Below are 24,175 nucleotides of genomic sequence, written 5' to 3'. Positions count from 1 at the left end.
CGAAAAAAAAACCCCCTGCGGCGCAAGCCGCAAGGGGATTTCCCGCAGGTAACAGTTTACAAGCGTTACTGCTGACGGAACGTGACCGACGGAATCAGCTCCAGCACGAACGCGATGTCGCCTTTGTCGGTGACGCCGTCCTGGTTCAAATCGACCGCGCCGCCGCGCATGAACGTGATCAATTTCCTCACCTCGATGCCGCCGCCCGTCGTATCGATCGAAGCGGTTACCTCGGCGACGACGGTCGGGGTGACGACCCGCAAGCCGGAGACCGCGCCGTTGAAGCCGCCCGAAGGCGTCCGCACCGCGTCGGCCGCCGCCGAAACGGCGGCGCCGCTCTGCCAAACGATGTCCTCGTTCGCATCCAGCGCCAGCCAGATCGTCTTCGGATCGGCCGCGTCGTAATAGACGCCCGATACGAAAGCGTTCACCCCGTAAACTCCGAACAGCGCCGGGCTTAACGCTTGGTAGCGGTCCAGCGGCCGGTCGAACACCAACCGAACGCGATCAGGACTGTCTCCGACCGCCGCGAACAACAGGTTCGGGTTTTCGGCCGGCGGCAGTTGAACCGTATCGATTCGAATCGATGCCGCCTGCACGTTGCCCGCCAAATCTTTCGCGAACACCGTATACCAACCGTTCTCGTATACGGTGAAGTAATAGCTCGGCGGCACGCCCGGATGGCCTGGCGTTCGCTCGTAATCGGCGGCCGTCCACTGTCCCGGCGCCCATTTCGTCGCCGCGATGGCGTTCATCGCGCCCGCGGCTTGCAAATCGACGAAAATTCTGGCGCCGCTCGTCGGCTGCGCGGACGTCGACAGCAAAATCGACGGCGGCGTCGTAATGATATGGCCGATATCGACCGTCTGCGTTTTCTCGTTGCCGGCCGCATCGATCGCCTTCACCAAGTAACTGCCGTTCGCCGCCGCGATCACCGTCGCGTAGTACGTTCGTTGCTCCTCGTCGCCTTCGTCGATTTCGACGAAGGCTAGCGGCTCTTCGGAGCCGTCTTCCGCGATCCAGAGGAGCGACAGCAAGGAGTTCGCCGTCCCATACACGCTGGCCGTTACCGAAACTTCCACGGGACCGTTCGTCGGCGCCCCGGGGAAGTGAACGGAAACGCCCGGCGTCTCGGCATTGATATTGGCGACCGCGATCGGCTTCACCGCGATATTGCCGGCCGCATCCTGCACGAAGACGGTGTACCATCCGTTCTGGCTCGCCGCGAACGCCAGCGTTTGCGTAATGTCGTGGCCGCCGGACGCGAACTGCTCCGGCGCGGCCTCGCCTTCCAACCATTTTACGACCTGGACGGCGTTGCCGGCCTCCGCGCCGTACACGCTTGCCGAGACCGTCACGACGACATTGCCGTTCGTCGGATGCGTCGGCGAAGCCGTTAACTCGAGAATCGGCGCATCCCTGACGATCGCGTTGACATGCACGACCTCAACGGCCGAATTGCCCGCGGAATCGCGCACGTACACCGTGTAATCGCCGTTCTCCCCGACGCCGAACGTATCGGTAAACCCGATGCCCGCCTCCGCGAAATACGGCGAATCGCGAACCCCTCCGGCCCACTTAAAGACGTAAGGTCCTAAGCCCCCGTATGCCGTCGCGAACACATGAACGGATCCGTTCGTAGGCGTCGTCGGATGGATTCCGACTTCGAGCGTCGGAGACTCGACGCTGATGTTTCCGACAAATATCCTTTCGATCGCCGCGTTGCCGGCTAGGTCTTTCACGAAGACCGTGTACCATCCGTTATGCGCCGCCTCAAAGTTCATCGTTTCGGTAATGTCGGTCCCGCCGCTGTCGAAATCCCCCAGGGCGGCCTCGCCTTCCAGCCATTTGACGATCTGCACGCCGTTGCCGACTTCCATTCCGTAAACATCGGCATCGACCGTGACGAAGACGCTGCCGTTCGTCGGCGACGTCGTCGATGGCGTCAGCGCAAGATTCGGCGGAACCCTTACGATATTCTCGACGCCGATGACCTCCACCGCCTCGTTGCCCGCGGCGTCGATGACGTATACGGTGTACTCGCCGTTCTCGATGACGCTGAAGCTTTCGGTAAATCCGGTGCCCGCCTCCGCGAAATACGAGATGGTTTGCTCGCCCTCCGCCCATTTCAGAACGTATGGCCCGATCCCGCCCGTCACGCCGGCGGTCACTTCGACCGTTCCGTTCGTCGGCGCGATCGGGAGGAATCCGAGCTCGAGACTCGGCGCCTCCGTACTAATCGCGCTAACGACAATATGCGCTACGGCCGCGTTGCCCGCCGCATCTTTCGCGTATACCGAGTAAGTGCCGTTCTGACTTACCGTGAAGCTCAACGCCTCGGTAATATCGGCGCCTCCGCCGGCGAAGTCCTCCGGCGTCGCTTCGCCTTCCAGCCACTTCACCACCTGCACGGCGTTGCCGATATCCGTCCTGGCCGCCGAGGTCGACACGGTGATCGTGACGCTCCCGTTCGTCGGCGTCGTCGGAGCCGATAGGCCGATGTCTGGCGGTTCCCTCACGATATTTACAATGTTGATCGCTTCCACCGAGGCGTTGCCCGCGGCGTCGACGACGAATACCGTGTAGTCGCCGTTTTCGCTTACCGCGAAAATGTCAGTAAATCCAGTGCCCGCTTCGGCGAAGTACGCCGGATCGCGGATGCCTGCCGCCCACTTGAAGGTGTATGGCCCGATCCCGCCCGTCACGCCGGCGGTCACTTCGACCGTTCCGTTCGTCGGCGCGGTCGATGTCGTCGACAAGTCGAGCGTCAGCGCTTCAAGCGCGATTCGGATCGTCGCCGGGGACGTTTCCGTCACGTTGCCGGCGGCGTCCGTCGCGCGGAACCGCAGCGAATGCGTTCCGTTTTCCGATATTGGTACGAATTCGTCCGTCGACAGCCAAGGACCGTCGTTGAGCGAATACTGCAAGAGGCTAACCCCGCTGCGCTCGTCGACGGCGTCGATCGCTTCGAGCGTAACCGCTTGATTCGTCAGCGTTCCCGGCACATAAGGCAATCCGTCCGCCCGTTTCAACGTCGCGTCCAAGGACGGCGCCGTTTTGTCGATCTTCACCGTTCTCGCGTTCAGCGTTTCATTGCCGGCGGCATCGACCGCGCGGAACCGGTATTCGAATTCGCCTTCCTCTGTCACGTGGATCGGAGGCCAGAACGGAGCGTACGTTTCCCCGCCGTCCGCCGAATATTGCAGAACGGTCAAACCGCTCTGGAAATCGAAATAATTCCCGTCGATGCCTACCGAAACGTTCGTCCACGTCCCCGGCGTATACGCGCTGCCGTTCGTAAGCTTATAGAACCAAGGAGAGAACGTAGGCGCTATATTGTCCAACCGGAATCGCGCGGACGATACGAAGGCGAGATTGCCGTCAGCATCCCCGGCGCGGACGTGCAAATGCCAATGGCCGGTCTTGCCTTCCAGCGTAACCGTTTCTCCGTTGCCGAACGGGGTCCATTCCGCCCCTTCCGGCGGCGCCGGGGTTTCGGACCATGTATATGCGAACAAAGCTTCGTTCAGCGGCAGACCGAGATCCGTTTTGGTAACATCAATTTTGACCGACGCGGTTTTCCCCCACGTTTCGCTTCCGGGGACGCTGAGCTCGATGACCGGGAAGTCGATGACCGTCACTTCATCGCCGGTGGAATTGTTGTACGAATTCACGTCTCCGCCGCCCGACACGGTTGCCGCTGCGTTCAGTAGTCCGCCGCCTATGCCTGCGGCCACATTGACGGTTGCTATCATTGGCGGGTAACTATCTCCCGGAACCAATAAGTCGGATCGAGTACATGTTCCCGTCCCGATGCTGCATGACCACCCGGTTCCCGTCAAGGACGTCAACGTCAGCCCGCTCGCGAAGTCCGCCTCCACCGTTACCGTTCCGCTCGTCGGCCCTTCGCCTTCATTGGTAACCGTAATCGTGTACTGCCGATTCAACAGACCCGGCAAGTAATAATCGTCTTCTCTGACCATCTGGATCGTAAGGTCAGGGTCCAACGCTTCCTCGATCGTTACCGGCATACTCGCCGGCACGGTCGCCGTCGAAACCGTCGACGCGATCGTGTACGTTCCCGGAGCGGCCGGGTTGCCGATTCCTGCCTCCGGCTCGAACACTAGGGTGAATGATTCGGGAAGCGCGCCGGGCGGCGTAATCCATACCTGATTGCCTGAAACGTGCACCGCCGAAGCCGGCGCCGTAAGGGAAGCGTCCGCTTCGTAATAATAAAAAATAACGTGGGCGGCGTCGATCGCGGACGGCACCGTGTACCCCGCAGGGAACGTTACCGCGACGGTCGCGCCGGCCGGCAGCGGTTGAAATGCAGGCATGGTATAGGTAAACGCATACCCCACGTTTGCCGCCGAATCCGCCGTCGAACTCGGCGAAACGTACGCATCAAGCGTCGCGATTAATGTGACATACGCCGGCGAAGCTTCGTTCGCTCCCGGAACCGAGATTCGGAAGAGATGGCTCCCCGCAGTTACCGCATTGTGGATGCCGGAGTCTCCCGGGAAGTAGACGACGATCGAATCTCCGTCGTTCGCGCCGATCGGCATCGGAACGAATACGTCGTTCCCGACGGTCGTTACGCCTTCGACGACGGCGGGCGGCCCCCCTCCAACGCTAACCTCGATTCCGCTGTACTCCGGCAAATACGAAACGTCGTACCCGGCCGGGAACGAAATGGTCACTTCCTCGCCGGCTTCGATCGTTCGATTGGCGACGATCTCCACCCGCACGTCCGTCAACGCGCCGACTTCCTGTTCGCTTTGCTGAACGGACGCGGCGGGGGCGGGCATCGCAAGCGTATACGGGACGGCGGAACCGTTCCCGCCGGCAATCTCGACGTTCTCCCGCAGCAGAACGACCGGCCGCACCCCGAGATCCGTCGGATAGTAGTAAATCGAGCCGTCCGTATTGACGAAGGCGTGGTATTGGTGCGTAAAATACTCCTCCGTGATCGGGTTCGCGAGAAACCATTCCGCATCCCAATCGAGCAGCCGGCCGTCGCCGTGAACCAACGCGCCTCTGTCGAGCGCCGCGCGATATTCTTCGTACGTCAGCAGGTTGACTTTGGTCGTATCGGCCACATAATAAGGCGCAGGGCTCCCCTTTTCTTCCACCGTGCCGTCTTCGTACAGCGTGAGATATGGGACCCTTACCGGATGCGGCACGATCCATTGATCTTCGCCGCCGCCGACGTCCAAGCTTTCAAGGAACGTCCGGTTCAAGTCGTACGCGATGGAGCCGGTCCGCTCGGGATCGTATCGGAAGGCCGGGTCCGATACGATTGAGGAGCTGTAAAAATCAGGCTCCCAAGCTCGCGGCGCTCCGTAAAGCGAGCGAAGCAGCAGCTGCCTTTTCTCCGGATCGATCAATACCCATTCCTTGCCGCCGAAACTGACGATGCTGCCGGCTTCCGCGGAGGATAAGGCTGTTCCGTTCCCGCTTCCTCCGCCGACGACGAGCGTTTGAGCATCCTCGAACGCTTTGTACATATAGCCCGAGTAACCGGACTGGGTGTTGACCCACATTTCGTATACGATCCCGTACTCGCCGGAATCTGCGAACGTAAAGTCGATATCGTGGAGGATGCCTCCGTTCAACAACAGCTCGCCGGTTCCGCCGTAAAGCCGCAATTCGCCGTCAAGGACGGGAATCGGTTCATTCGTATGCGTCCTCGCCGCGACGAACTGCTCTCCGTCGACCGGTGTGCCGTCCTTCGTAATCCGAACGCGAATCTCGTGCTCGATCCAATAATTGATTTCGTCGTACAAATGCGCGCCGATCCGGAACGGAAACGAATGTCCGGCCGTCGGGTTCAGCAGCGGGACGCCGTTCACGGCATAAGACGATGCGCCGGCCCCCGAATAATTGACCCGGATGCCCAACCCGCTGATGATGTTTTGCTGGGCCTCGAAATCGACGCTCGCGCCATACAGATCCAAGCTCGAGGACGACATGGTGAATCCGCCGTTTTGTTTCAGCGTAAGCAAAGGCGACAGGTCCGTAAAGAGCGAGTCGTTTAAATATAGCCAACTAACGCTGGTAAGCACGGTCATCGGTGCGAGGCTGGTGAATGCGTTGCCGCTTAAATCCAATGTTCGGAACGAGAAGTCCGGCGTTTCGATATCGTTAAGGAACGCCAAACTCGCGATTTGATTGTAGTCCAAAACCAATTCGTCTAAGTGCTGCAACCCATTCAAAGAGCTGAAATTGGAAATTTTGTTATGCGAAAGCTTGAGCGTACTTAGCCAGCTATCGGCCGGAAACGCAGGAATCGCGGCAATATCGTTATGCGACAAGTCGATTTCGTCGATTCCCGTCAGCGACGTCACGGGCGTCATATCGGTAATTTTGTTATAGGATGCAAATAAAGAATATAATTCCGAAAATCTTGCAATCGGCGTCAAATCCGTAATGGCGTTCTCCGAAATATCAATCCGGCCCCAAGATAAGCTCGCTTCGACGTTCGTCGCCAAGCCGGACAACGAGGTCAATCCGTTCCCTCGCAAATCGATACTGTAGAGGTTGGGTAAATAAGTGAGCGATTCTAAATCGTCGGCGCTAATTTGATTGTATTGTAGGTCTAGGATGAAAAGTTCGGTTATATACGAGGTTTCGAATCCGGAAAGGTCTGAGATGTTGTTGCCGTCTAAATAGAGCACGCTTAGACTCGGGAGGTGCAGAGCAGGAACCGCTGAAATGCTGTTGTTGCTGAGCTCGATCCGCTCCGCGCGGGTTAATGCGGCGAGCGCCGACATATCGGCGATTTGATTGTCATTCAAAGACACGTATTCCAAATTCGTCAGGGTCGCTAAAACGGAGATGTCGGTGATTAGATTGCCGTCCAAATAAATGCTTGTTATGCCCGGGGGCAAGGTTGCTGGCAGCGAGGAGATCTGGGAGTTTTGAATTTCGATTGTTGTCAGCGAAGGCAGCATCGACAATGTATCAATGTTCGTCAACGGATTGGCCGACATCGTCACCGTGCGAAGGCGAGGCAAATTCGCTAATGGCGTTAGAGAGCTGACGTCGTGCCCTCGCAAATCGATCTCCAACAAATTGACGGCGTGCTCGAGGCCCGTCAAATCCGAAATCGGAGCATTCGCGATCGCGAAATAGTAGCCTTCATCGGAGTAGTAATAATCGATGTACGTAACGGAAGCCATCATATGTTCCGTTATCGGCTCCGTCCACCCGCCGAATACTTCTCCTTCCAGGTAGGTGCGCAAATTATCGTCCGGGATGCTGACGACATCGCTGGAATCGGGGGCCGTGAACTGGATCGTCGGCGCCGTGTAACTGCTCCCGACGGTCACCGTTCCGTATGCCACCGGATCGTAGCCAGGCGCGTAGGCGACAACAGTATAATCCCCGTAATCTACATAGTCTTGCCGATATCCATAAACCCATCCATTGTCGTACCAGGAGCCGTAATCCACGACTTCCAGATGGCCGTCCGTTCTTTCCATGAAGATAACGGCGTTATTTATCGAACTATTATTCCCGTCCACGACCTGGAACGTAACCGATCTGTACTCGGCGGACGCTGTAGGCGCGAACAGAGGAAGCATCGATGCCAGCAAACTAAATATCAAAATGAGCGCAATACGTCGTCTATGTACCTGCCTTACGCCTCCAAAGGGCACCCCGGTCCCTCCCACTCCCTAAGCAAATTATGGTAGTAGTGTACCATTACCTTAGGCCCGTTGAATACACCAAAATGTAAAAAATCCTCGATCAAAAGATCGAGGACGAACGGATGACTTTTCGGCATATTTTTTGGGTGGCGCAGCTTACACCAAGCCCCGCACTTTCTCGATCATACCCGCGATCAGATCCAGCAGGAAAAATCGATATTCGACCTGCGGCTCGCTGGATACCGCCGCTGCTGCGGCGATCGTCGCGGCGCCCGCGCTTTGCGGCGTCTCGGCGGCGGCGACGTCCACGAAGCACAATGGCGGGAACAACACGCACCACCAATTTTGACCGAGACCGCGTCCGAGCGTAATGCGAAGCGCCTCGTATTCGCCGGCCGGATACACTTCCCCGCCATACACCTTCGTCGGGAACGGCACCTTGCCGAGCTCGGCTTTCACGGCATAATCGAATCCCGCTTCCGCGACGACGTCGGCGGCAAGCCGCTCCAGCTCCGGCAGACGGTCGCGAATCGCCGCCCGCGCCTCTTCGATCGACTGCGGGCTCTCCGCCCACTCGTTCATCGACGCGATGACCGCGTCCCGGACGCGCCGCTTGAGCGCTTGGTCGGCCGGCGCGTCGGAATCCGCCAAAATGCGCAGCCGGATCGACTGCTCCGGAATCGCGGACGCCTCCGCCGCCTGCGCGAGCACCGCGTCCGATTTGCTATATTCCCAAGAAGCGACGAGCATCATAAGCATACCGAGAATAAGTACGAATGATTTCTTGAAAGAAGATGGCCGTTTCATCCGGGCTGCCCCCTCATATCCTGATAGCCTCAGTATGGGCAAGCCAGCCGTTCTCTAAACCTAGCAATCTATTAAATTTTTCCCCGTACTAGAGCTGCCTCCGGATGCCGATGACGTGCCGCTCGATGCCCGCGTAATCCTCCACGACCGCGACTTCCGTCCACAGCCCCGCGCCGCGCATCATCTTCGCCAGCTCGCGCGCCTGCCCGAGACCGCATTCGAAGCCGGCGACCCGGGGCCGAGCCCCGAAGGACGCGAGCTGCTCCAGCATGCGCCGATACGGCGTCAGCCCGTCCTCTCCGCCGTCCAGCGCGAGCGGAGGTTCGTAATCCCGCACTTCGACCTGCAGCCCCGCCAAATCGCCCGAAGGGATATAAGGCGGATTCGATACCAGAATATCGATTTCCCCGGCCCCGTACGCCTGGATCGCCGGCTCGAGCAGATCGCCTTCGAGGAACGAGACGGCACCGCCGAGCGCCTCCGCATTGCTCCGCGCCGTCGCCAGCGCCGCCGGGCTGATGTCGCTCGCCGCGACGCGCCACGCCGGCCGCTCGACCGCAAGCGTCACCGCGATGGCGCCGCTGCCCGTGCCGACGTCGACCGCGAGCGGCGCGCCGTCCGCGCCCCACAGCTCTGTTCCGAGCTGGAGAATGCGCTCCGCCAGCAGCTCCGTTTCCGGACGAGGAATCAGCACCGTCCGGTTGACGGCGAACCGCCTGCCGTAGAAGTAGCTCTCGCCTGTAATGTACTGCACCGGCTCGCCGGCCGCGCGTCGCTGCAGCAGCTCCCACAGCTTATCGAACGCGGCCTCTTCCACGGGATCGCTCCACATCGTCAGCAGCCGCGTTCTCGTCACGCCGAGCACATGCTGCAGCAGCAGCTCGGCGGACGACTGCGGCTCCGAGGCGCCCCGCTCCCCTAAAAAAGAAGAAGCCCTCATGTAGGCTTCTCTAGTCGTCATCACGCGGAATATTCCCCTCTCTCGGCCATCTCGGATTGGGACGCCAAGGTCAGCGCCGTAATGATTTCGTCCAGCTCCCCGTTCATCACCTGGTCGAGCTTGTGCAGCGTCAACCCGATGCGGTGGTCCGTCACCCGGCTTTGCGGGAAATTGTACGTCCGAATCCGTTCGCTGCGGTCGCCCGTGCCGACCTTCGAGCGGCGTTCGGAATCGTACTTCGCCATTTCTTCCTGCATCATCTTTTCGTAAATGCGCGCACGCAGCACGCGCAGCGCCATTTCTTTGTTCGAGTTTTGCGATTTGCCGTCCTGACACGTCGCCACGATGCCCGTCGGAATGTGCGTCACGCGCACCGCCGACTTCGTCGTGTTGACCGACTGTCCGCCGGCTCCGCTCGAACAGAACGTGTCGACGCGGATGTCGCTCTCTTTCACTTCGATCTCGATGTCTTCGACCTCCGGCATCACGACGACCGTCGACGTCGACGTATGGATTCGGCCGCCCGACTCCGTCTCCGGCACCCGCTGCACGCGATGCGCGCCGCTTTCGAACTTCAATTTGCTGTACGCGCCTTTGCCTTTGACCATAAAAATAATTTCCTTGAAGCCGCCGAGGTCGCTTTCGTTCGCTTCCATCAGCTCGACTTTCCAGCCTTGGGCGTCGGCGTACTTCGTGTACATCCGGTACAACGAACCGGCGAACAGCGCCGCTTCCTCGCCGCCGGCCGCGCCGCGAATTTCCACGATGACGTTCTTGTCATCGTTCGGGTCCTTCGGCAGCAGCAGGGTGTGGATCTGCGACTCCAGCTGCTCCTTGCGCTCGGTTAGCTCCGAGACTTCGAGCTTCACGAGCTCGCGCATCTCGTCGTCGAGCTTCTCGCCCTGCATCGCCTTCGCATCGGCCAGCTGTTCGCTGACCGCTTTATATTCTTGATACGCGTCGTACACTTCCTGGAGATCGGATTGCTCCTTGGAGTATTCGCGCAGCTTCTTGCTGTCGTTCGCCACATCCGGATCGCAAAGCAGCTCGCTCAGCTTATCGTACCGGTCGGCAAGCGCTTGTAAACGATCAAGCATGGACTGGTCACCTCTTTAATTTTCGTCATCCTATAAGTATAGGGTTTCCCAAAATGGGGTGTCAATTTGCAAATGCATGCAAAAATCGGCGCGCCCGCGAAGCGAACGCGCCAAAACAAGGTTACACGTTGAAGCGGAAGTGCATCACGTCGCCGTCTTTCACGACGTATTCCTTGCCCTCGAGACGGAGCTGCCCCTTCTCCTTCGCGCCATTCATCGAGCCCGCCGCGATCAAGTCTTCGTACGCCACGACCTCGGCGCGGATGAAGCCGCGTTCGAAATCGCTGTGAATGACGCCGGCCGCCTGCGGCGCCTTCGTCCCTTGGCGAATCGTCCACGCGCGCACTTCCTGCACGCCGGCCGTGAAATACGTGTACAAGCCGAGCAGCTTGTAAGCCGCTTGAATGAGGCGGTCCAAGCCGGACGATTCCAGCCCGAGCTCCTCCAGGAACATCGCCTTGTCCTCGCCTTCCAGCTCGGCGATTTCCGCCTCGACGCGCGCGCTGATCGGCACGACTTCGTTGCCTTCCGCCGCCGCGAACTCCCGCACCTTCTGCACGTACGGATTCGCGTCCGCGTTCGCCGCTTCGGCTTCGCTGACGTTCGCCGCGTACAGCACCGGCTTCATCGTAATCAGATGCAGGTCGCGGATGAGCAGCCGCTCGTCGTCCGAAATTTCGACGCTGCGCGCCGGCTTGTCATTGTACAGCGTTTCTTTCACCCGCTCCAGCAGCTCCACCTCTTGCACAACTTTCTTGTCGCCGCCCTTAAGGTTTTTCTTCGTCCGCTCGAGCCGCTTTTCCAGCGTTTCGATATCGGCAAGAATGAGCTCGAGGTTAATCGTCTCGATATCGCGAATCGGGTCGACTCCGCCGGAGACGTGCGTGATGTTTTCATCTTCGAAACAGCGCACGACGTGTACGATCGCGTCCACCTCGCGGATGTGGGCGAGGAATTTGTTGCCGAGCCCTTCGCCTTTGCTCGCGCCCTTCACGAGACCCGCGATATCCACGAATTCGAAAGCCGTCGGCACGATGCGTTCCGGATGAACGATCGCCGCCAGCTTCTGCAGTCTTTCGTCCGGCACCTCGACGACGCCGACGTTCGGGTCAATCGTGCAGAACGGATAGTTCGCCGATTCGGCGCCCGCCTGCGTAATCGCGTTAAACAACGTGGACTTGCCGACGTTCGGCAGCCCGACGATTCCAGCCTTCAAACCCATCTATTGTACACTCCCTGTCTGTATGATCCGAATTTACCCTTGTCTATTATATAGTATAATACGTACAAGTCCACAGTGTTGATAACTTATCCACAGATTTATGCACAGCATGTGCACAAAAGAATGCTTGTTCGCGTAATTTATCCACATTCGGAGGTTTTTACATATGGATAACTCGAATCCGCTGCCTGATGAGCTGTGGATGGAGGAAGCGATCGCCGAAGCCCGGAAAGCGGAACAGATCGCCGAAGTGCCGATCGGCGCCGTCGTCGTCAAAGACGGCGTCATCATCGGGCGCGGGCACAACCTGCGGGAGACGTCGCTCGACCCGACGGCCCACGCAGAAATGATCGCCATCAAGCAGGCGAGCGAAACGCTCGGCGCTTGGCGGCTCACCGACTGCGATCTGTACGTGACGCTCGAGCCCTGCCCCATGTGCGCCGGCGCCATCCTGCAGTCCCGCATTCGCCGCGTCGTGTACGGCGCGCCGGATCCGAAGGCGGGCTGCTGCGGCACCCTGATGAATTTGCTGCAGGATTCCCGCTTCAACCACCGGACGGAGGTCGTATCCGGCACCCTGCAGGAACAATGCGGCGCGCTCCTCACGAATTTTTTCCGCGGTCTCCGCAAAAAATCGAACGAAAAGGCGGGAACCCCCAATGAATGATAACCCCTACGCCATTCGCCCCTTCGAGATCGCCGACCCGGCTAACGCGGAGGCGGTCTACCGGCTGCAGCAAGCTTCTTATCCGATCGAGGCGCGCCTGATCGGGCTCGATTCGATTCCGCCTCTTCACGACACGCCGGCGACGCTGGCGGCTTGCGGCGAAACGTTCGTCGGCTGCTTCCATCCATCCGCCGGCTTGGTCGGCGCCGTGTCGTACAAGCTGTTCGACGACGGCCGGACGCTCGACATCCACCGAATGATGGTGCATCCGGACCATTTCCGCCGAGGTCTGGCATCGAAGCTGCTGGGCGCCGTGCTGTCGCTGCCTGGCCTCACGCGGGCGCTTGTTTCGACCGGCACCGCCAACGCGCCGGCCGTCGCGCTGTACGAACGGTTCGGATTCCAGCCGGACGGCCTGATCGATATCGCTCCCGATGTCACCGTGACGAAATTCGTGAAGTCGTACTGACATCTTGCGAATTTCGCCGGGATCATGCTATTATATTGGCACTGCGCGCCCGTAGCTCAGCCGGATAGAGCGACAGTTTCCTAAACTGTGCGTCGCGGGTTCGAATCCCGCCGTGGCGCGCCAAGTCTTAAAAACCGCGTAGAATCAACGTTTTTACCCCGAAACACCCGCGGATAGACACACGGAAGGTACACAGTTATAAGCGATGGCCTGTACGTAACTGTCGGCGCTAATTTTATACCGGAAACATGCGAAATCTCCTACGAAATCGAGGAGGTTTTTTTGTTATGTCGGAAGATCCGCGGAAAGGAAAGAGTGTCGTCCGGAAGAAGCGCGAAACTGCGACGGAACCGACGCTGTTAACATACCGGTTAGACGACGCGTACGACGTGTTTTTCGCGGCTAAAAAGGCGGAGGGCATGCGGGAGCGAACGTTGGATGGTTATAACGCGGATTGGCGTTATTTCACGGAATGGCTTCGGAAAGAATATCCACATGTGGACAAGATTAATGAAGTAACTGCTTCGGTCATCCGTGAATATGTGAATTACATGTCGACGAAGAAAAAGTACGAAGGTGTGGAAAACCGAGTGGCCGAAACGGGTTTATCCCCGTATACGGTTGCGCTAAGACTCCGGACGCTCCGGACGATATTCAATTTCCTCGCGCGCGAAGAGATGATATCGTCGAATCCGGTGGGCACGATTAAGCAGCCGCGATTCGATAACGAAACGAAGGATACGTTTACAGATGACGAGATCCAGCGGCTACTCGCGGCACCCGACGTAAGCACATACGCTGGACTTCGCGATCGGACGCTCATGCTTGTGCTCGCCGACGGCGGACTCCGTATACAAGAGGCGCTCCGACTCACGACGGAACATATCGACGTCAAATCGCGGTGCATCCATTTGCCGGCGTCGCTAAATAAGTCGAGGAAACCACGTGTTATCCCACTTTCTCCGGAGACTGTCCGCGCGCTCCTGACGCTGATTAACGAGAATAAGCGGTATTTCGATTCGGATCACGTCTTTCTCGCGAATTACGGCGAACCGTTAAAAGCGGACCATTTCCGGAAGCGCCTGCGCCAATTCGCTCGAGACGCCGGGATTCCGGACGATAAGCAAGTGTCGCCGCATCGATTCCGCGCATACTTCTGCACGTCGTATCTAATGAACGGCGGCGACTTGTTCTCGTTACAGCGGATCGTCGCGCATTCTTCGCTCGAGACGACGAAGCGATACGTCAAACTCGACGACGAGAGCCTCCGGAAGCAGCATACGCAATTCTCGCCGCTTGCTCGACTCGGGATTTCGCGAGTGAATAAGAGAAGATAGTGCAGGACTCACCCCCTTTTTACAGAATATAACTCTAACTATTATTCTCAGGGGAGGGGTACGCTTGGAAAGGATAATCTCCAAGAATTCATTTTACTATGGAGAAAAGGAAGGGGAACCATGTGTCGTTTTCCTAACTGGCGGAAAGTATAAATATGAGGTGTTTGTGGATATTGAATCATGGAATAGTTACCTGCACAAATATCATTGGACGATATCTAAGAACGGCAATTATTTAAAGGTAAAGACAAGCATAAATAAACACTCACATAGTTTATACAAGCTAATTTTAGAGAATGAGTATGAGGAATTGGATTATTGGGGTCTTACGGTCGACCACAAAAACAGGGACCCTCTAGATAATAGGAAATCGAATTTTAGGATAGGGAACAGCAAATTAAATGTGATGAACATATCGAGTAAGTACGCGGCTGACGACATGCACTTGATTTATGAGCAAGGGCAAAAGGTCAATGGGGTAAAGAAAGTATATGGATACAAGGTACACACGAATGTATATGATGAAACGAAGTATAAACATTTTAAGACAATCGAGGAAGCAAAAGCTTACCGCGACAATGAATTAATTCCGTATATCAGGGAAATGTATGCTGAGCTAATAAAGAAATCGCGGGATGTAGAGTTTGAAAGAGGTCTTAGGGACAAGCTAAAGAACGGGGAAATTAACGAGGTTTTAGCCGTTTTAAAGAAATATGGGATAATTGATTAACCCCCTGAGATAAAAATATTGTGAGGATTCCTCGGGCACCAGGCAAAGGCCCTACGGTTTTGACCTCCCGCCCCCCTTTCATGGGCACCGGCGGATTCGCATCGTTATTCATCGGATATACATCGATCGGTCGCACAGTCTACAAAACTGTGTGCCATCGGATGAGCGCAGAAACCGCGTCGCATCGGGCTTTCCGGGCGATTGCGGTTTTCTTCGTGTTTATACACCGTTTCATACATCGCAATAAACCGCGCTGCTATGCGGATCGATCATCGGCGGCTCATCGGCGGCGTGCATACGAATGTGCATACGGATACATCGTTGACCCCGTGAGTTTCGGACCGGTCACGCGCCGCGGGCAAAAAGCCGGTATTCTCGTCCGAATACGTCCACGTTATCGGCGTTATCTCAACGCTATCCCTACGCAAAATATCACGCAATATCTACGTATATAGCCGAATTTCCCACGCTAATTACACGGAAAACACGGCGAATTACCGCGCCGAATCCACCGGACACCTTAGCGGAAGGTGAGCGTAGAAATGCGGTAATTCGCCGTGATTTTTACGTTAGTGAGGCGTAATCTCTCCGTTAATCATGCGGTCGAGCTCGGCGAGATCCTTCGCGATCTCCTCGTCGGTTTTGATCCGGTGTTCCGACGCCGCCGACCGGTGATCCTCGACGACGGTGCGATCGGTTAGCAGCGCGAATCGGCGCATGTACAAATCGAGCGCTTTAACGGAGGGAATCCGGTCGCCCGACGGATTAATCAGCTTCATAATCGCGACGTTGACCTCCGAGCGCATCGATTCGAGCTGCTTATCGGTGAGATAGTTGACGTACGCGATGAAATCGTCGTTCTTTTTCCACTCGTAGAATTGGCTCCGGCCGATTCCGATTTCCGCGGCGAGCTCATCGTTCGTTTTCTTCTTACCGCCGTTGAGGACCGGCGACCATTCGTTGTCGACGATCATCTGCGCGGCGATACGCTGCTGCGGTGTCAGCGCGGCTTCAAGCTGTTTTCGTTTTTGCATCGTGAACACTCTCCCATGTTTGGTGATAAATCGATTCATAATGAGTCCAGGCACGGGCGACCTCGGCATCGAATGCTTCCGGATCGGCGCGGAGGCGCTTAACCTCCCGGTATACGTACTCTTTGAACTCGCGTTGTTCCTCGTATGGCATGCGGTAATCATACGCATCGCCGCGCGGATCTCCGATGGTTCCGATATCGATGGCGAAATACAACTTTCGTATGAATGCCGCCTTATCGATTTGATCCGTCGTTCCATCGTCGATGTGGCGGTTGACCTCGTCCATATATCCGATGATTGAACCGAAAAAGGAGCCGAATCGCGGGGCGTCGGTTCCTTTCGAATATTGAAGCAGCTTGAGATATCTGCGGTACTCCCCGAATTTCGACGTATCGATCCGGATGAAACGCCCCTGCGCGATGATGCTTGCGTATTTAACCGCGATGGCCTTGAACGGTTCCAGTCGCTCGGCGATTGCGATAGACAGCGGAACCTCGACGAAACTTTCCGGCTCTTCCGGCGGCAATCCGGCGTCGATTCGCGCCTGGCGATTCTCTTCGGTGAGGCGGGCGATCTCTTCCCGGATTTCCTCCGTTGTCATATCGGCTGTGATTCGTACCATTGTCATCTCTCCTTAGACGGGAGCCCACCGCCATATCGACGAATGAGCTCCCGCATGTCGTCTTTATGTCCAAGTCCCCGGCGTCAATCTACCGAGAATCCGATTGACTTCTAACGCTAACCGCTGAACAGCTTGTGAGTCGACATACGTTGCGTTGATGACGATTTGCGCTCCGCCGGCGCCTCCTGAACCGCTGTACCCACCGCGAGCTACCTTCGCTGGGACGACGGCTTCTCCCTTATGAATCACAGATAGACCCGATTCCTTAACCATATCGGTGCCTATCGCGAGCTGCGGAATCTTGGGAATTTGCGGCATACCGATGGTGAATCCGCCTACTTTACCCACGAGCGGGATGTCTACAGATGGGATCGAAATCTTAATCGAGTTGAAGGCGCCGATGAACGTATTTATCAGCCCGATGATGACGTTGACCGTCGCCCTGATGTGCGTTGATATCGCGTCCCAAACGCCTTCTACGATAGTTTGAATGCCTTTCCACGCCCGATCCCAATCGCCAGAGAAAATTCCTGCGATGAATTCCATAACTCCCTTTAGGATTTTCTCGAAGTTCTCGATTTGGTCCTTCATACCTTTAAAGACCGTCTCGAGAACGCCACCAATCCCACGGAACACTTCGCCCCAAACCGTTGTGAGCACATTAAGAGCCGGCTCTAAAGTCTGCCAAATGCTCTCCCAGGTGCCAAGGAATGCCGATTTTATTAAAGGCCATATTTCCTCAGCCTTGCTAAGAATAGCGCCAAAAGATTCTACCGCAGCGTCTCGGAGATCCGTAAGTAATGGCCCCAACGTTCCCCAGATTTCGTCCCAAATCGCGATGACACCGTTACGGAAATCTTCATTCGTATTCCAAAGAGTCGCAATAATCGCAATGATTCCCGCAATTGCACCCACAACGAGTGCAATCGGACCGAGCGCTACGCCCGATAAAACCGTACCGACGAGGCCAAATCCTGCGACGATTTGCGGAATGAATCCGATGAGAAGAAGCAACGGGCCGGCGACTAATCCGAATCCAGCCGCCAACGCTCCGACCGTGGCAATAACGGTTTTAGTCGTCGGATCAAGATCGTTAAACCAGTTAACGAGGCCGGTGATTTTTTCGGTGACAAACTGCACCGCCGGCGTCAATGCGTCGGATATGCCGATCGCGAGCGTTTCAATCGATCCACTCAACTCATCGATAGAGCCGGCGAAATTGTCTTTCATGATCGCGGCAACTTCCGCGGATGCGCCGGAGCTATTACGTAGAGACTCCGTCATTGCATCAATTTGACCCGGTCCGGCCTCCATCAGCGAGAGCATTCCGGAGACTGCTTCCTTACCGACCAATTGCGCGAGATTCGCGGCTTTCTGCGTCTCCGTCATACCTTCCATTGACGTAGATAGGTTCTCGATGAGATTAGAAATACCGACGAAATTTCCTTCATTGTCGGTAATCGCGACGCCCAACGATTCCATCAATTTCGAATTTTCCTCGGACGGCGAAAGGAGCCCCAATAATGCAGACCGCAACGTTGTCCCCGCTTGCTCACCCTGCATACCTGCGTTGGTCATAATACCGATCGAGGCCGACAGTTCTTCAAGGCTGACACCTAAAGAAGCAGCCGGAGGGCCTGCGTATTTAAGCGCATACTGCATGTCCGTAATGTCAGCCGCCGATATATTGGCAGTTTGAGCGAGGATATCCGCGACTTTTGTTGCCTCGGACGCTTCCTTCCCGAAAATATTTAGAGTAGATGCCATTACTTCGGAGACTTGCGCCATGTCTGCGCCGCTCGCTTCGGATGCCGCAATAACGCCTGGCATAGCGCCCATAATCGAATTGACGTCGAAGCCCATTGCGGCAAGTTCCCGCATAGCGACCGCGGACTCAGACGCCGATTTCGAAGTGCTCGATCCGAGTTGAAGCGCCTGCTCGCGAAGTAATTCGAACTCCTCAGCCGTAGCTCCGGAGATCGCCTGGACACCCGACATTTGCTTGTCGAAGTCGGCACCGACTGCAATAGCCGACCCAATTCCAGCGGCAAGACCGGCCCCCATCGCCGTAAGTCCTGCGCCTGCTGACTTCGCTCCGCCTGCCAGCCCGCTAAGACCGCCCAACTTCCGCTCTAACTCGTCAAATGTTTTCGAGAAGTTGTCGACGGCGCTTATTTCGTATAAAAGTCCCGTGCTCATTTAACGCTCCCCTTTCCCAAATGCAAAAAGACCCCGGAATTATCCGAGGTCTCTCGCTTTGCTAAATTATCTGAATTTGCTTATCGCCCGGCTGTATGCGGCGCCGGAAGCGTAGTAAATGTCCTTATTCGGATTCGACTTACGCGCGCCATCGAGCCACTCGCGGAATAGCCGGATTGCCGTCGCCATGAGCGCGTATGCCTCGAATTTATCCCGCGACAACACATTCCGGCCGGCCTCGACTTTCGCCGCGCATTCATCGAGCCGCTGCATCGCCGCATCGATCGTCGCATGGAATTCCGGCGATTCATCCGTGCATTTCCGGAGCTCGCGCGTTAGGTCATCGCGGATCTCGGCGAACTCTTCGAATACTTGCGGGAGAGCGTTGGTCATTTTACGCACCAACTACTTCCATTCGCGGCCACCCGCGGTATGAAGATGAACCCGTTATTTTCACGCGGTTAAATGGATGAAGGATCTCGTCGAATTTCTCATTCCCATGTAACGGTACCGAGAAAATTTCTCTTTCTTTTCCGTCAACAAAGGAACAAGTAGTAACCGTCAACACCGTAGATCCGTCGTTAATGATAAATAAACTTTCCATTACCTCGTCGAAATCAAAAACCGCATCCCCTGTACCTTGGAACGGCTCGCGGGCGATGAATTTGCTCGCTCTCATCCTCACATTTCCCCTTTCGATGCTTTCGCTAAAGTATCGCGGTCGATCAAATACGGATTACCGGCGCCGGACATCAAGAAAGCTTCAATACCGCGGACTGGATTCGCAATGTCGGCCGTCTTCGCTTCCATCTCTCGGATCTTCCGCCGGATCTCGTCGCGATCGGCCGTAATCGCATCGATTCGGTGCTGCTGCGGATTTACACCGCTAACCGTTTGTCCCATCTCGTAAATCTGCCGGTCCAGAGCTTGCGCCTCGTCACGGAGCCGCTCGGTTTCCTTCTTTACGGAATGGGCGAGCTCGCGGATTGTGCTCTGATAATCCGTACGAATGTAATCCGCGTCCCGAACAAGCGCCGCATGTTTCCGAAGCGCCTCGAGGTATGCCGCTTTCGCCGCGGCGATCTCTTCGCGCAGCTTCTCCGCTTCCTCCGCTTTCTTCCGGAGCTCGGCGATCGCTTCCGAACGAACATCGTCAATCATGGCGGCGGCTCGCGCGGCGTCATGCTTCGGTGCGTCCGCTTTTGCTTCGCGTAAGACCGCTAATTCCGTCTCAGCCGCTTTAATCTCGTCGTCGATACGTTGCAGCGCCGCGGCGTTAAAGCCGGCGTCCGGCGAATATGCCTTCGAGATGCGGCCGCGCTCTTCCGTCAATGCCGCGATCTTCTGCTCGAGAGCCTTTTCGCGCGAAAGAAAAGCGGACATCTTTTCGCCGACGCCCGCGGTTAACTGCCGTGCAAGTTGTAAGAAATTCGGTTTAGCCATTCGATTCATTCTCCTCTTCCTTTTGGCGGATTCGGTCCGCGATCCGCGTCAATTCGGTAATTGTTCGGAAGTCCCGGCCGGACATGGCGCCGTATTCCTTCTCTTTCGCCTCGTAATGCGACCGCAGCTCATCGATCGTCATCGACTCGAGCGGATCATCCTTTCGGTGCTGCTCCGTTTCCATCGCCGCAATCTCCGTCGCCAATTCGGACATCTTCCGGGATGCGGCGCGGTATGCCGGCGATGTGCTTCCGCCCGGCTGGCGGAGGAGGCTGCGCGCGAGCTCTTTGACTTGCTCGAGCTCCTCGCGTTTCTTCGCGATTTCGGCGCTCATTCTTAGCCCTCCACGATAACGTAGACGTTAGCTGCTTTCCGGCCTCGATCCGTCGTCTCTACGTCGAATTCGACGAGTTGTCCTTCGGATAACGTCCGCCATCCGTCTACGCAGATATCTCTGTGGTGAACGAAATAACTATCCCCGTTGTCGCCGCTGATGAATCCCCAACCCTTTGTGTCGTCGAAAAACTTAACCTTGCCTCTTACCATCGTTCCTCTACCCCTTTTATGTGTTCTAATATGGAAAAGCGCCGGTTCTCTTTAAGAGCGTCCAGCGCCAATACCCGAGCTCCCTCGTAATCGATCCGTCGTTCCGACCGGATGGTCAGATTCTCCACCGGATTTCGTGCGTAATGGGCGACGTTATGCGGCGTCTTCACCTTAATCAGTACGTTCTCCCCGAAGACCCTCCGCAGCTTATCCGCCGCAATCCTAATCGCCGCCAAGTTGCCGACGATCTTCTCTACGTAAAGACTTGCGATAAACGTAATCACCGCCGGCTCCCGGACTGGCTCGTATACCTCGATTCCGATACCGGTGCCCTCGGCGTCTTGCTCAACGAAGATCCGCGCGCGAATAACTCTCTGCATTACAACGCCTCCAGCTTCCGAATTTTCTCCGCCACTTTCGCCGTCCATGATCTCGAGATGTCATTCCGTCTAGTTTCGGGCTTCCGTTTGTGCTTTCGGTTGCTGCGGCGAACTTCCGCCGAAGATTTCCGAGCCATTGCGAACCCCCTCCGAAAATCGTGCATATTTGGTACGCTCCGCACGTTTTATCCGGCGGTTTAGCCACGACAAATAAGCCCCGAAGGTGTTTATACCTCCCGCGCTTTCGACGGCTATTTCGCCACTATTTCCGTTGTTTCCGTACGCCTACCGATCGACGTCCACGCCGAGTAAATGACGCGCCGACCGCTTCCTCGTCGCCGGCACCCGATATTGCAACGCAAACACTTCGCCGGCCTTCGAATATTCCGCCATGACAGCGAAATCCGGATACGATCGGCGGATCTTACGGATGATATCGAAGTCCTCCGTATACGCTGCGAGTTCTCTTTCGTTAAGACGCCACAGCCGGTTCATCGATAACCCTCCGCCCTCTGGACGAATGTCTCCGATGTGATCCGGAAGCTATCCGGCCACTCATCGCCGGCATTGATTCCGCCAAGCATTATCCAATATATCGCGCCGCGGATCTCCGGCTTCGTTAAACCGTTGTACCGTTTTGACGGCGAATATGCTTTGCAGAACATCGTCGCGGTCCGTTCGATAAGAGCGAAAAACTTCGATTCCTCCATCTTCGCCAGGTGCTTCGGCTTGTTGACCGTGTGTAAAACATAACCGATGATTTCGTCGAGGATGCTCTCGCTGTCATCGTCATCGCGAAGATAGTACACCGCCAATTTTAGCGGCCGTTTGTCCTCGCGATACTTGATGTACGTAAAACCGTCTTGATCGTGTGTGACTTCCATTCCTTTCATCCCTAACGCTAATCCGTGCGGTACCGTTTAGACTTCGTTTGTCACCCGCGGCTTAAAAGCCCCAACCGTTTCACGTCCGGTCGTAAGACGGTTTCCGTGCAAAATAAAAACGCGTCAAAACATCGATCGCGTTTGCGCTATAACCATGCTTTGAGTTGTTCCAAGGATGAATCTTCCTCCGGGGACGAAACCGGCGCCTCCTCTTGCCTGATGGGTTTGATTCTCGACCGCAATTTCTCCGCCGCAGTCATCCCGGTACTTTCCGCCTTCCAATCCGTACGCTTAGTAGCGAATGACTCTTCGTCCTTCTTATTCCGTTCTTGGATCTCCCGGAGTTTCTCCGTAAAACGGTCGAGCGCTTCGCGATATTCAATACGAAACTCTGCCTCGGTTAGCGGCTCCTTTACGATGAAGTTCAGTTTATTCGTTCGCACCCTCGACTTCTCCGTTCCGACGAGTCCATATCGTTGTAAAACCTCGAGATGCCTTTCGAATACCTTGCGTCCGATTCCGGTCTGTGCGTAAATTTCTTCACGACTCAACCACACTCGACCGTACATCGGATCTTCCGGGTCGTTCATTCGCCAGGACCGGAGGTAAATGTATAACCCCGCCGTTTCTACCGAAAAACCGTCTAACAATGGGTACATCCGCAGTACAACGTATTCCGCTTTCTGAAAACTGTCGTTGGCCGTGAGTGTTTTAGAAGTATCAATCATTGGAGCGCCCCTTCATTAGTTTTTGAGGTAATGTCCGTTTTGGACATAACCCCTCTTTTATCTGTCTCTAAGGGTTTTACCCTTTACCGTGTCAGATCATATATGAATACATTCCGGCGCGTCTCGATACGAATGTATCGAAATGTTTTGTATATCTTTCTCCGTATATATAACTCCAGTATATCTATCTCTGTGTACAAAACGGACAATACGTAATGTCCAAGAGGTACATAACGTTATGTCCAAAACGGACATTACTCCCTCTTGAACTCCGAAATTGCAGCTTTGATATCCGAACTTTCACGGAAAATGAAAACATTCCTATGCGGAACCTCGGGATTTGGCCGCATGTCCAATAGTACAAAACCGCGTTGCATTAAGTATCCGGCTAAACGCTGATATCTCACGATTAGTTCCCGCTTCATCATTCGTACTCCCTCCATTATCGACGCGGCGCCGCGTGGTACTCTTCGTAAACCTCTAGGATCTTAGCCAATTTCTCTGGCGTGAGTTCGAACTCGTCGATCACTTTGCGGCGAATTTCCGGAGTCAGCGTCCGGCGCTCGCGTTCAATGTAGCTGACCAGCGTAGTCGAGACGTCGAGCAGCGATCCCATTTCGGAACAACTCAGCGCGTAAACCTTGCGGATTTTCTTAAACGTCGCATTATCAACGTCCATTACAGCCCTCCTCAGTGTTAAAATTCGTAAACTTATGGGCATAAAAAAACTCGGTTCACCCGAAGGCGGACCGAGTCTCGAGAGATGATCGACTGTTTGCGCAAGACAACCGATCGCCCTCTCTACTTATACATGGGATTTCAGCGGGTAAAAAGTACGGTGCTTCCGAAAAAAATTTTTCGCCCGATTCGATGTCGACGCGTAGAACTCCCGGTGCCTCTCCTCGCTTAAACGCTTCGTACCGTCTCCGGCGCTCGTAGTTGCGAATTTTTGCGTTTTCGTCTACGAAGTTCCCCTCGGTATGACTTCGCTCCCGCCGTTTTTGGCTTCGGTAATCGCGGCCGTCGATTCCAAGAGTCGCCGATGTCTCATCGTACGGGAATTCCCGTTCTTTTCTCCGCTGTTCCCCTTCGAAACTCGCTTCCGCATTCGCCACCGGGTACTCAGCACTTCTCTCCGGAATCATTTCGGCATTGATAATGAAGTCGGCGAGAATGTCTAGCACGGTAAATATCGGACGCTTGTCCTTGCGTCGGATTTGCGGATGCTTCATTTTTTCGCGCTGCATCCGCTTAAAATCGAAACCCTCTGCATATAAAGCGTCGATAAACTCCTGCGCAAGCTTATTTCGAATTTGCTGCGGGTCTCGTCGATGTTGATCCCATAAGCGCTCTAAGCGCAAATAGACCGTGCTTACGACGTTACCTTTTCGCTTGGATACCATACGATTCCCCCTACG

At 55.9% G+C, this 24,175-nt stretch carries 25 protein-coding genes and 1 tRNA gene; 5 read left to right on the top strand and 21 right to left on the bottom strand.

What is annotated here, in order from left to right:
- Positions 1–65: 65 nt before the first annotated feature.
- The 5 genes from VE009_RS20760 to ychF all read right to left on the bottom strand — a co-directional run bounded on the left by VE009_RS20760 (position 66) and on the right by ychF (position 11,718).
- Positions 66–7,484 carry a leucine-rich repeat domain-containing protein gene (locus VE009_RS20760; protein WP_325010978.1) on the bottom strand — a complete coding sequence of 2,473 codons (7,419 nt, stop codon included), beginning with the start codon at positions 7,482–7,484 and terminating at the stop codon, positions 66–68.
- A gap of 324 nt (positions 7,485–7,808) precedes the next feature.
- A complete protein-coding gene (gene spoIIR / locus VE009_RS20755; RefSeq protein WP_325010976.1) occupies positions 7,809–8,459 on the bottom strand; it encodes a stage II sporulation protein R in 651 nt (216 codons plus the stop codon).
- A gap of 88 nt (positions 8,460–8,547) precedes the next feature.
- Positions 8,548–9,420, bottom strand: a complete 873-nt coding sequence (gene prmC, locus VE009_RS20750) for a peptide chain release factor N(5)-glutamine methyltransferase (RefSeq protein WP_325011464.1) — start codon at positions 9,418–9,420, stop codon at positions 8,548–8,550.
- A complete protein-coding gene (gene prfA / locus VE009_RS20745) occupies positions 9,420–10,496 on the bottom strand; it encodes a peptide chain release factor 1 (RefSeq protein ID WP_325010974.1) in 1,077 nt (358 codons plus the stop codon). Before prfA ends, prmC begins: the two co-directional genes overlap by 1 nt.
- A gap of 121 nt (positions 10,497–10,617) precedes the next feature.
- Positions 10,618–11,718 carry a redox-regulated ATPase YchF gene (gene ychF / locus VE009_RS20740; protein WP_325010972.1) on the bottom strand — a complete coding sequence of 367 codons (1,101 nt, stop codon included), beginning with the start codon at positions 11,716–11,718 and terminating at the stop codon, positions 10,618–10,620.
- Between the two features lie 166 nt (positions 11,719–11,884).
- On the opposite strand from ychF, the gene tadA reads away from it, so the two are divergent.
- The 5 genes from tadA (at position 11,885) to VE009_RS20715 (ending at position 14,921) form a co-directional block, all read left to right on the top strand.
- Positions 11,885–12,385: a tRNA adenosine(34) deaminase TadA gene (tadA, locus tag VE009_RS20735; RefSeq protein WP_325010970.1), complete on the top strand. Its 501-nt coding sequence runs from the start codon at positions 11,885–11,887 to the stop codon at positions 12,383–12,385.
- Entirely contained in the window at positions 12,378–12,854 is a 477-nt protein-coding gene (locus VE009_RS20730) for a GNAT family N-acetyltransferase (RefSeq protein WP_325010967.1), read from the top strand. Before tadA ends, VE009_RS20730 begins: the two co-directional genes overlap by 8 nt.
- A gap of 45 nt (positions 12,855–12,899) precedes the next feature.
- Positions 12,900–12,977 (top strand) — tRNA-Arg (locus tag VE009_RS20725).
- A gap of 164 nt (positions 12,978–13,141) precedes the next feature.
- Positions 13,142–14,191 carry a tyrosine-type recombinase/integrase gene (locus tag VE009_RS20720; protein ID WP_325010965.1) on the top strand — a complete coding sequence of 350 codons (1,050 nt, stop codon included), beginning with the start codon at positions 13,142–13,144 and terminating at the stop codon, positions 14,189–14,191.
- A 64-nt stretch (positions 14,192–14,255) separates the two neighbouring features.
- Entirely contained in the window at positions 14,256–14,921 is a 666-nt protein-coding gene (locus tag VE009_RS20715; protein WP_325010963.1) for a hypothetical protein, read from the top strand.
- A gap of 569 nt (positions 14,922–15,490) precedes the next feature.
- On the opposite strand, the gene VE009_RS20710 is transcribed toward VE009_RS20715, so the two are convergent.
- The 16 genes from VE009_RS20710 to VE009_RS20640 all read right to left on the bottom strand — a co-directional run bounded on the left by VE009_RS20710 (position 15,491) and on the right by VE009_RS20640 (position 24,160).
- Positions 15,491–15,955, bottom strand: coding sequence for a phBC6A51 family helix-turn-helix protein (locus VE009_RS20710; RefSeq protein WP_325010960.1), 465 nt, complete (start codon positions 15,953–15,955; stop codon positions 15,491–15,493).
- Complete coding sequence (locus tag VE009_RS20705; RefSeq protein ID WP_325010958.1) at positions 15,933–16,481, bottom strand: hypothetical protein; 549 nt, start codon at positions 16,479–16,481, stop codon at positions 15,933–15,935. The genes VE009_RS20710 and VE009_RS20705 overlap by 23 nt, the downstream gene beginning before the upstream one ends.
- A gap of 159 nt (positions 16,482–16,640) precedes the next feature.
- Positions 16,641–18,776 (bottom strand): phage tail tape measure protein, encoded by a 2,136-nt coding sequence (locus tag VE009_RS20700; protein WP_325010957.1) that lies wholly within the window; start codon positions 18,774–18,776, stop codon positions 16,641–16,643.
- Positions 18,777–18,842: 66 nt separating this feature from the next.
- Positions 18,843–19,169: a hypothetical protein gene (locus VE009_RS20695; protein WP_325010955.1), complete on the bottom strand. Its 327-nt coding sequence runs from the start codon at positions 19,167–19,169 to the stop codon at positions 18,843–18,845.
- Position 19,170: 1 nt separating this feature from the next.
- Positions 19,171–19,455: a hypothetical protein gene (locus VE009_RS20690; protein WP_325010953.1), complete on the bottom strand. Its 285-nt coding sequence runs from the start codon at positions 19,453–19,455 to the stop codon at positions 19,171–19,173.
- 2 nt (positions 19,456–19,457) lie between these two features.
- The gene (locus VE009_RS20685) at positions 19,458–20,219 is read right to left on the bottom strand and encodes a hypothetical protein (RefSeq protein ID WP_325010951.1); all 762 of its coding nucleotides are present in this window, start codon (positions 20,217–20,219) and stop codon (positions 19,458–19,460) included.
- On the bottom strand, positions 20,212–20,553 hold the full coding sequence (locus VE009_RS20680; RefSeq protein ID WP_325010949.1) for a hypothetical protein: 342 nt from the start codon (positions 20,551–20,553) through the stop codon (positions 20,212–20,214). The genes VE009_RS20685 and VE009_RS20680 overlap by 8 nt, the downstream gene beginning before the upstream one ends.
- A gap of 2 nt (positions 20,554–20,555) precedes the next feature.
- Positions 20,556–20,765, bottom strand: coding sequence for a cold shock domain-containing protein (locus tag VE009_RS20675; protein WP_325010947.1), 210 nt, complete (start codon positions 20,763–20,765; stop codon positions 20,556–20,558).
- The gene (locus tag VE009_RS20670; protein WP_325010945.1) at positions 20,759–21,145 is read right to left on the bottom strand and encodes a hypothetical protein; all 387 of its coding nucleotides are present in this window, start codon (positions 21,143–21,145) and stop codon (positions 20,759–20,761) included. Before VE009_RS20670 ends, VE009_RS20675 begins: the two co-directional genes overlap by 7 nt.
- Positions 21,145–21,282 carry a hypothetical protein gene (locus VE009_RS20665; protein ID WP_325010943.1) on the bottom strand — a complete coding sequence of 46 codons (138 nt, stop codon included), beginning with the start codon at positions 21,280–21,282 and terminating at the stop codon, positions 21,145–21,147. Before VE009_RS20665 ends, VE009_RS20670 begins: the two co-directional genes overlap by 1 nt.
- Positions 21,283–21,430: 148 nt before the next feature.
- On the bottom strand, positions 21,431–21,640 hold the full coding sequence (locus VE009_RS20660; protein WP_325010941.1) for a hypothetical protein: 210 nt from the start codon (positions 21,638–21,640) through the stop codon (positions 21,431–21,433).
- Entirely contained in the window at positions 21,637–22,029 is a 393-nt protein-coding gene (locus VE009_RS20655; protein WP_325010939.1) for a hypothetical protein, read from the bottom strand. The genes VE009_RS20660 and VE009_RS20655 overlap by 4 nt, the downstream gene beginning before the upstream one ends.
- 146 nt (positions 22,030–22,175) lie before the next feature.
- Positions 22,176–22,757 carry a hypothetical protein gene (locus tag VE009_RS20650; protein ID WP_325010937.1) on the bottom strand — a complete coding sequence of 194 codons (582 nt, stop codon included), beginning with the start codon at positions 22,755–22,757 and terminating at the stop codon, positions 22,176–22,178.
- Between the two features lie 254 nt (positions 22,758–23,011).
- Positions 23,012–23,182 (bottom strand): DUF5659 domain-containing protein, encoded by a 171-nt coding sequence (locus tag VE009_RS27290; protein WP_414694919.1) that lies wholly within the window; start codon positions 23,180–23,182, stop codon positions 23,012–23,014.
- Positions 23,183–23,199: 17 nt separating this feature from the next.
- Positions 23,200–23,436 carry a helix-turn-helix transcriptional regulator gene (locus VE009_RS20645; RefSeq protein WP_325010935.1) on the bottom strand — a complete coding sequence of 79 codons (237 nt, stop codon included), beginning with the start codon at positions 23,434–23,436 and terminating at the stop codon, positions 23,200–23,202.
- Between the two features lie 55 nt (positions 23,437–23,491).
- On the bottom strand, positions 23,492–24,160 hold the full coding sequence (locus tag VE009_RS20640; RefSeq protein WP_325010934.1) for a hypothetical protein: 669 nt from the start codon (positions 24,158–24,160) through the stop codon (positions 23,492–23,494).
- Between the last annotated feature and the right edge of the window lie 15 nt (positions 24,161–24,175).

The sequence above is a fragment of the Paenibacillus sp. genome (genome assembly GCF_035645195.1).
Classification (GTDB): domain Bacteria; phylum Bacillota; class Bacilli; order Paenibacillales; family YIM-B00363; genus Paenibacillus_AE.
Note: the sequence above shows the minus strand (reverse complement) of the source record. Positions and strands in the feature narration are given on the sequence as shown.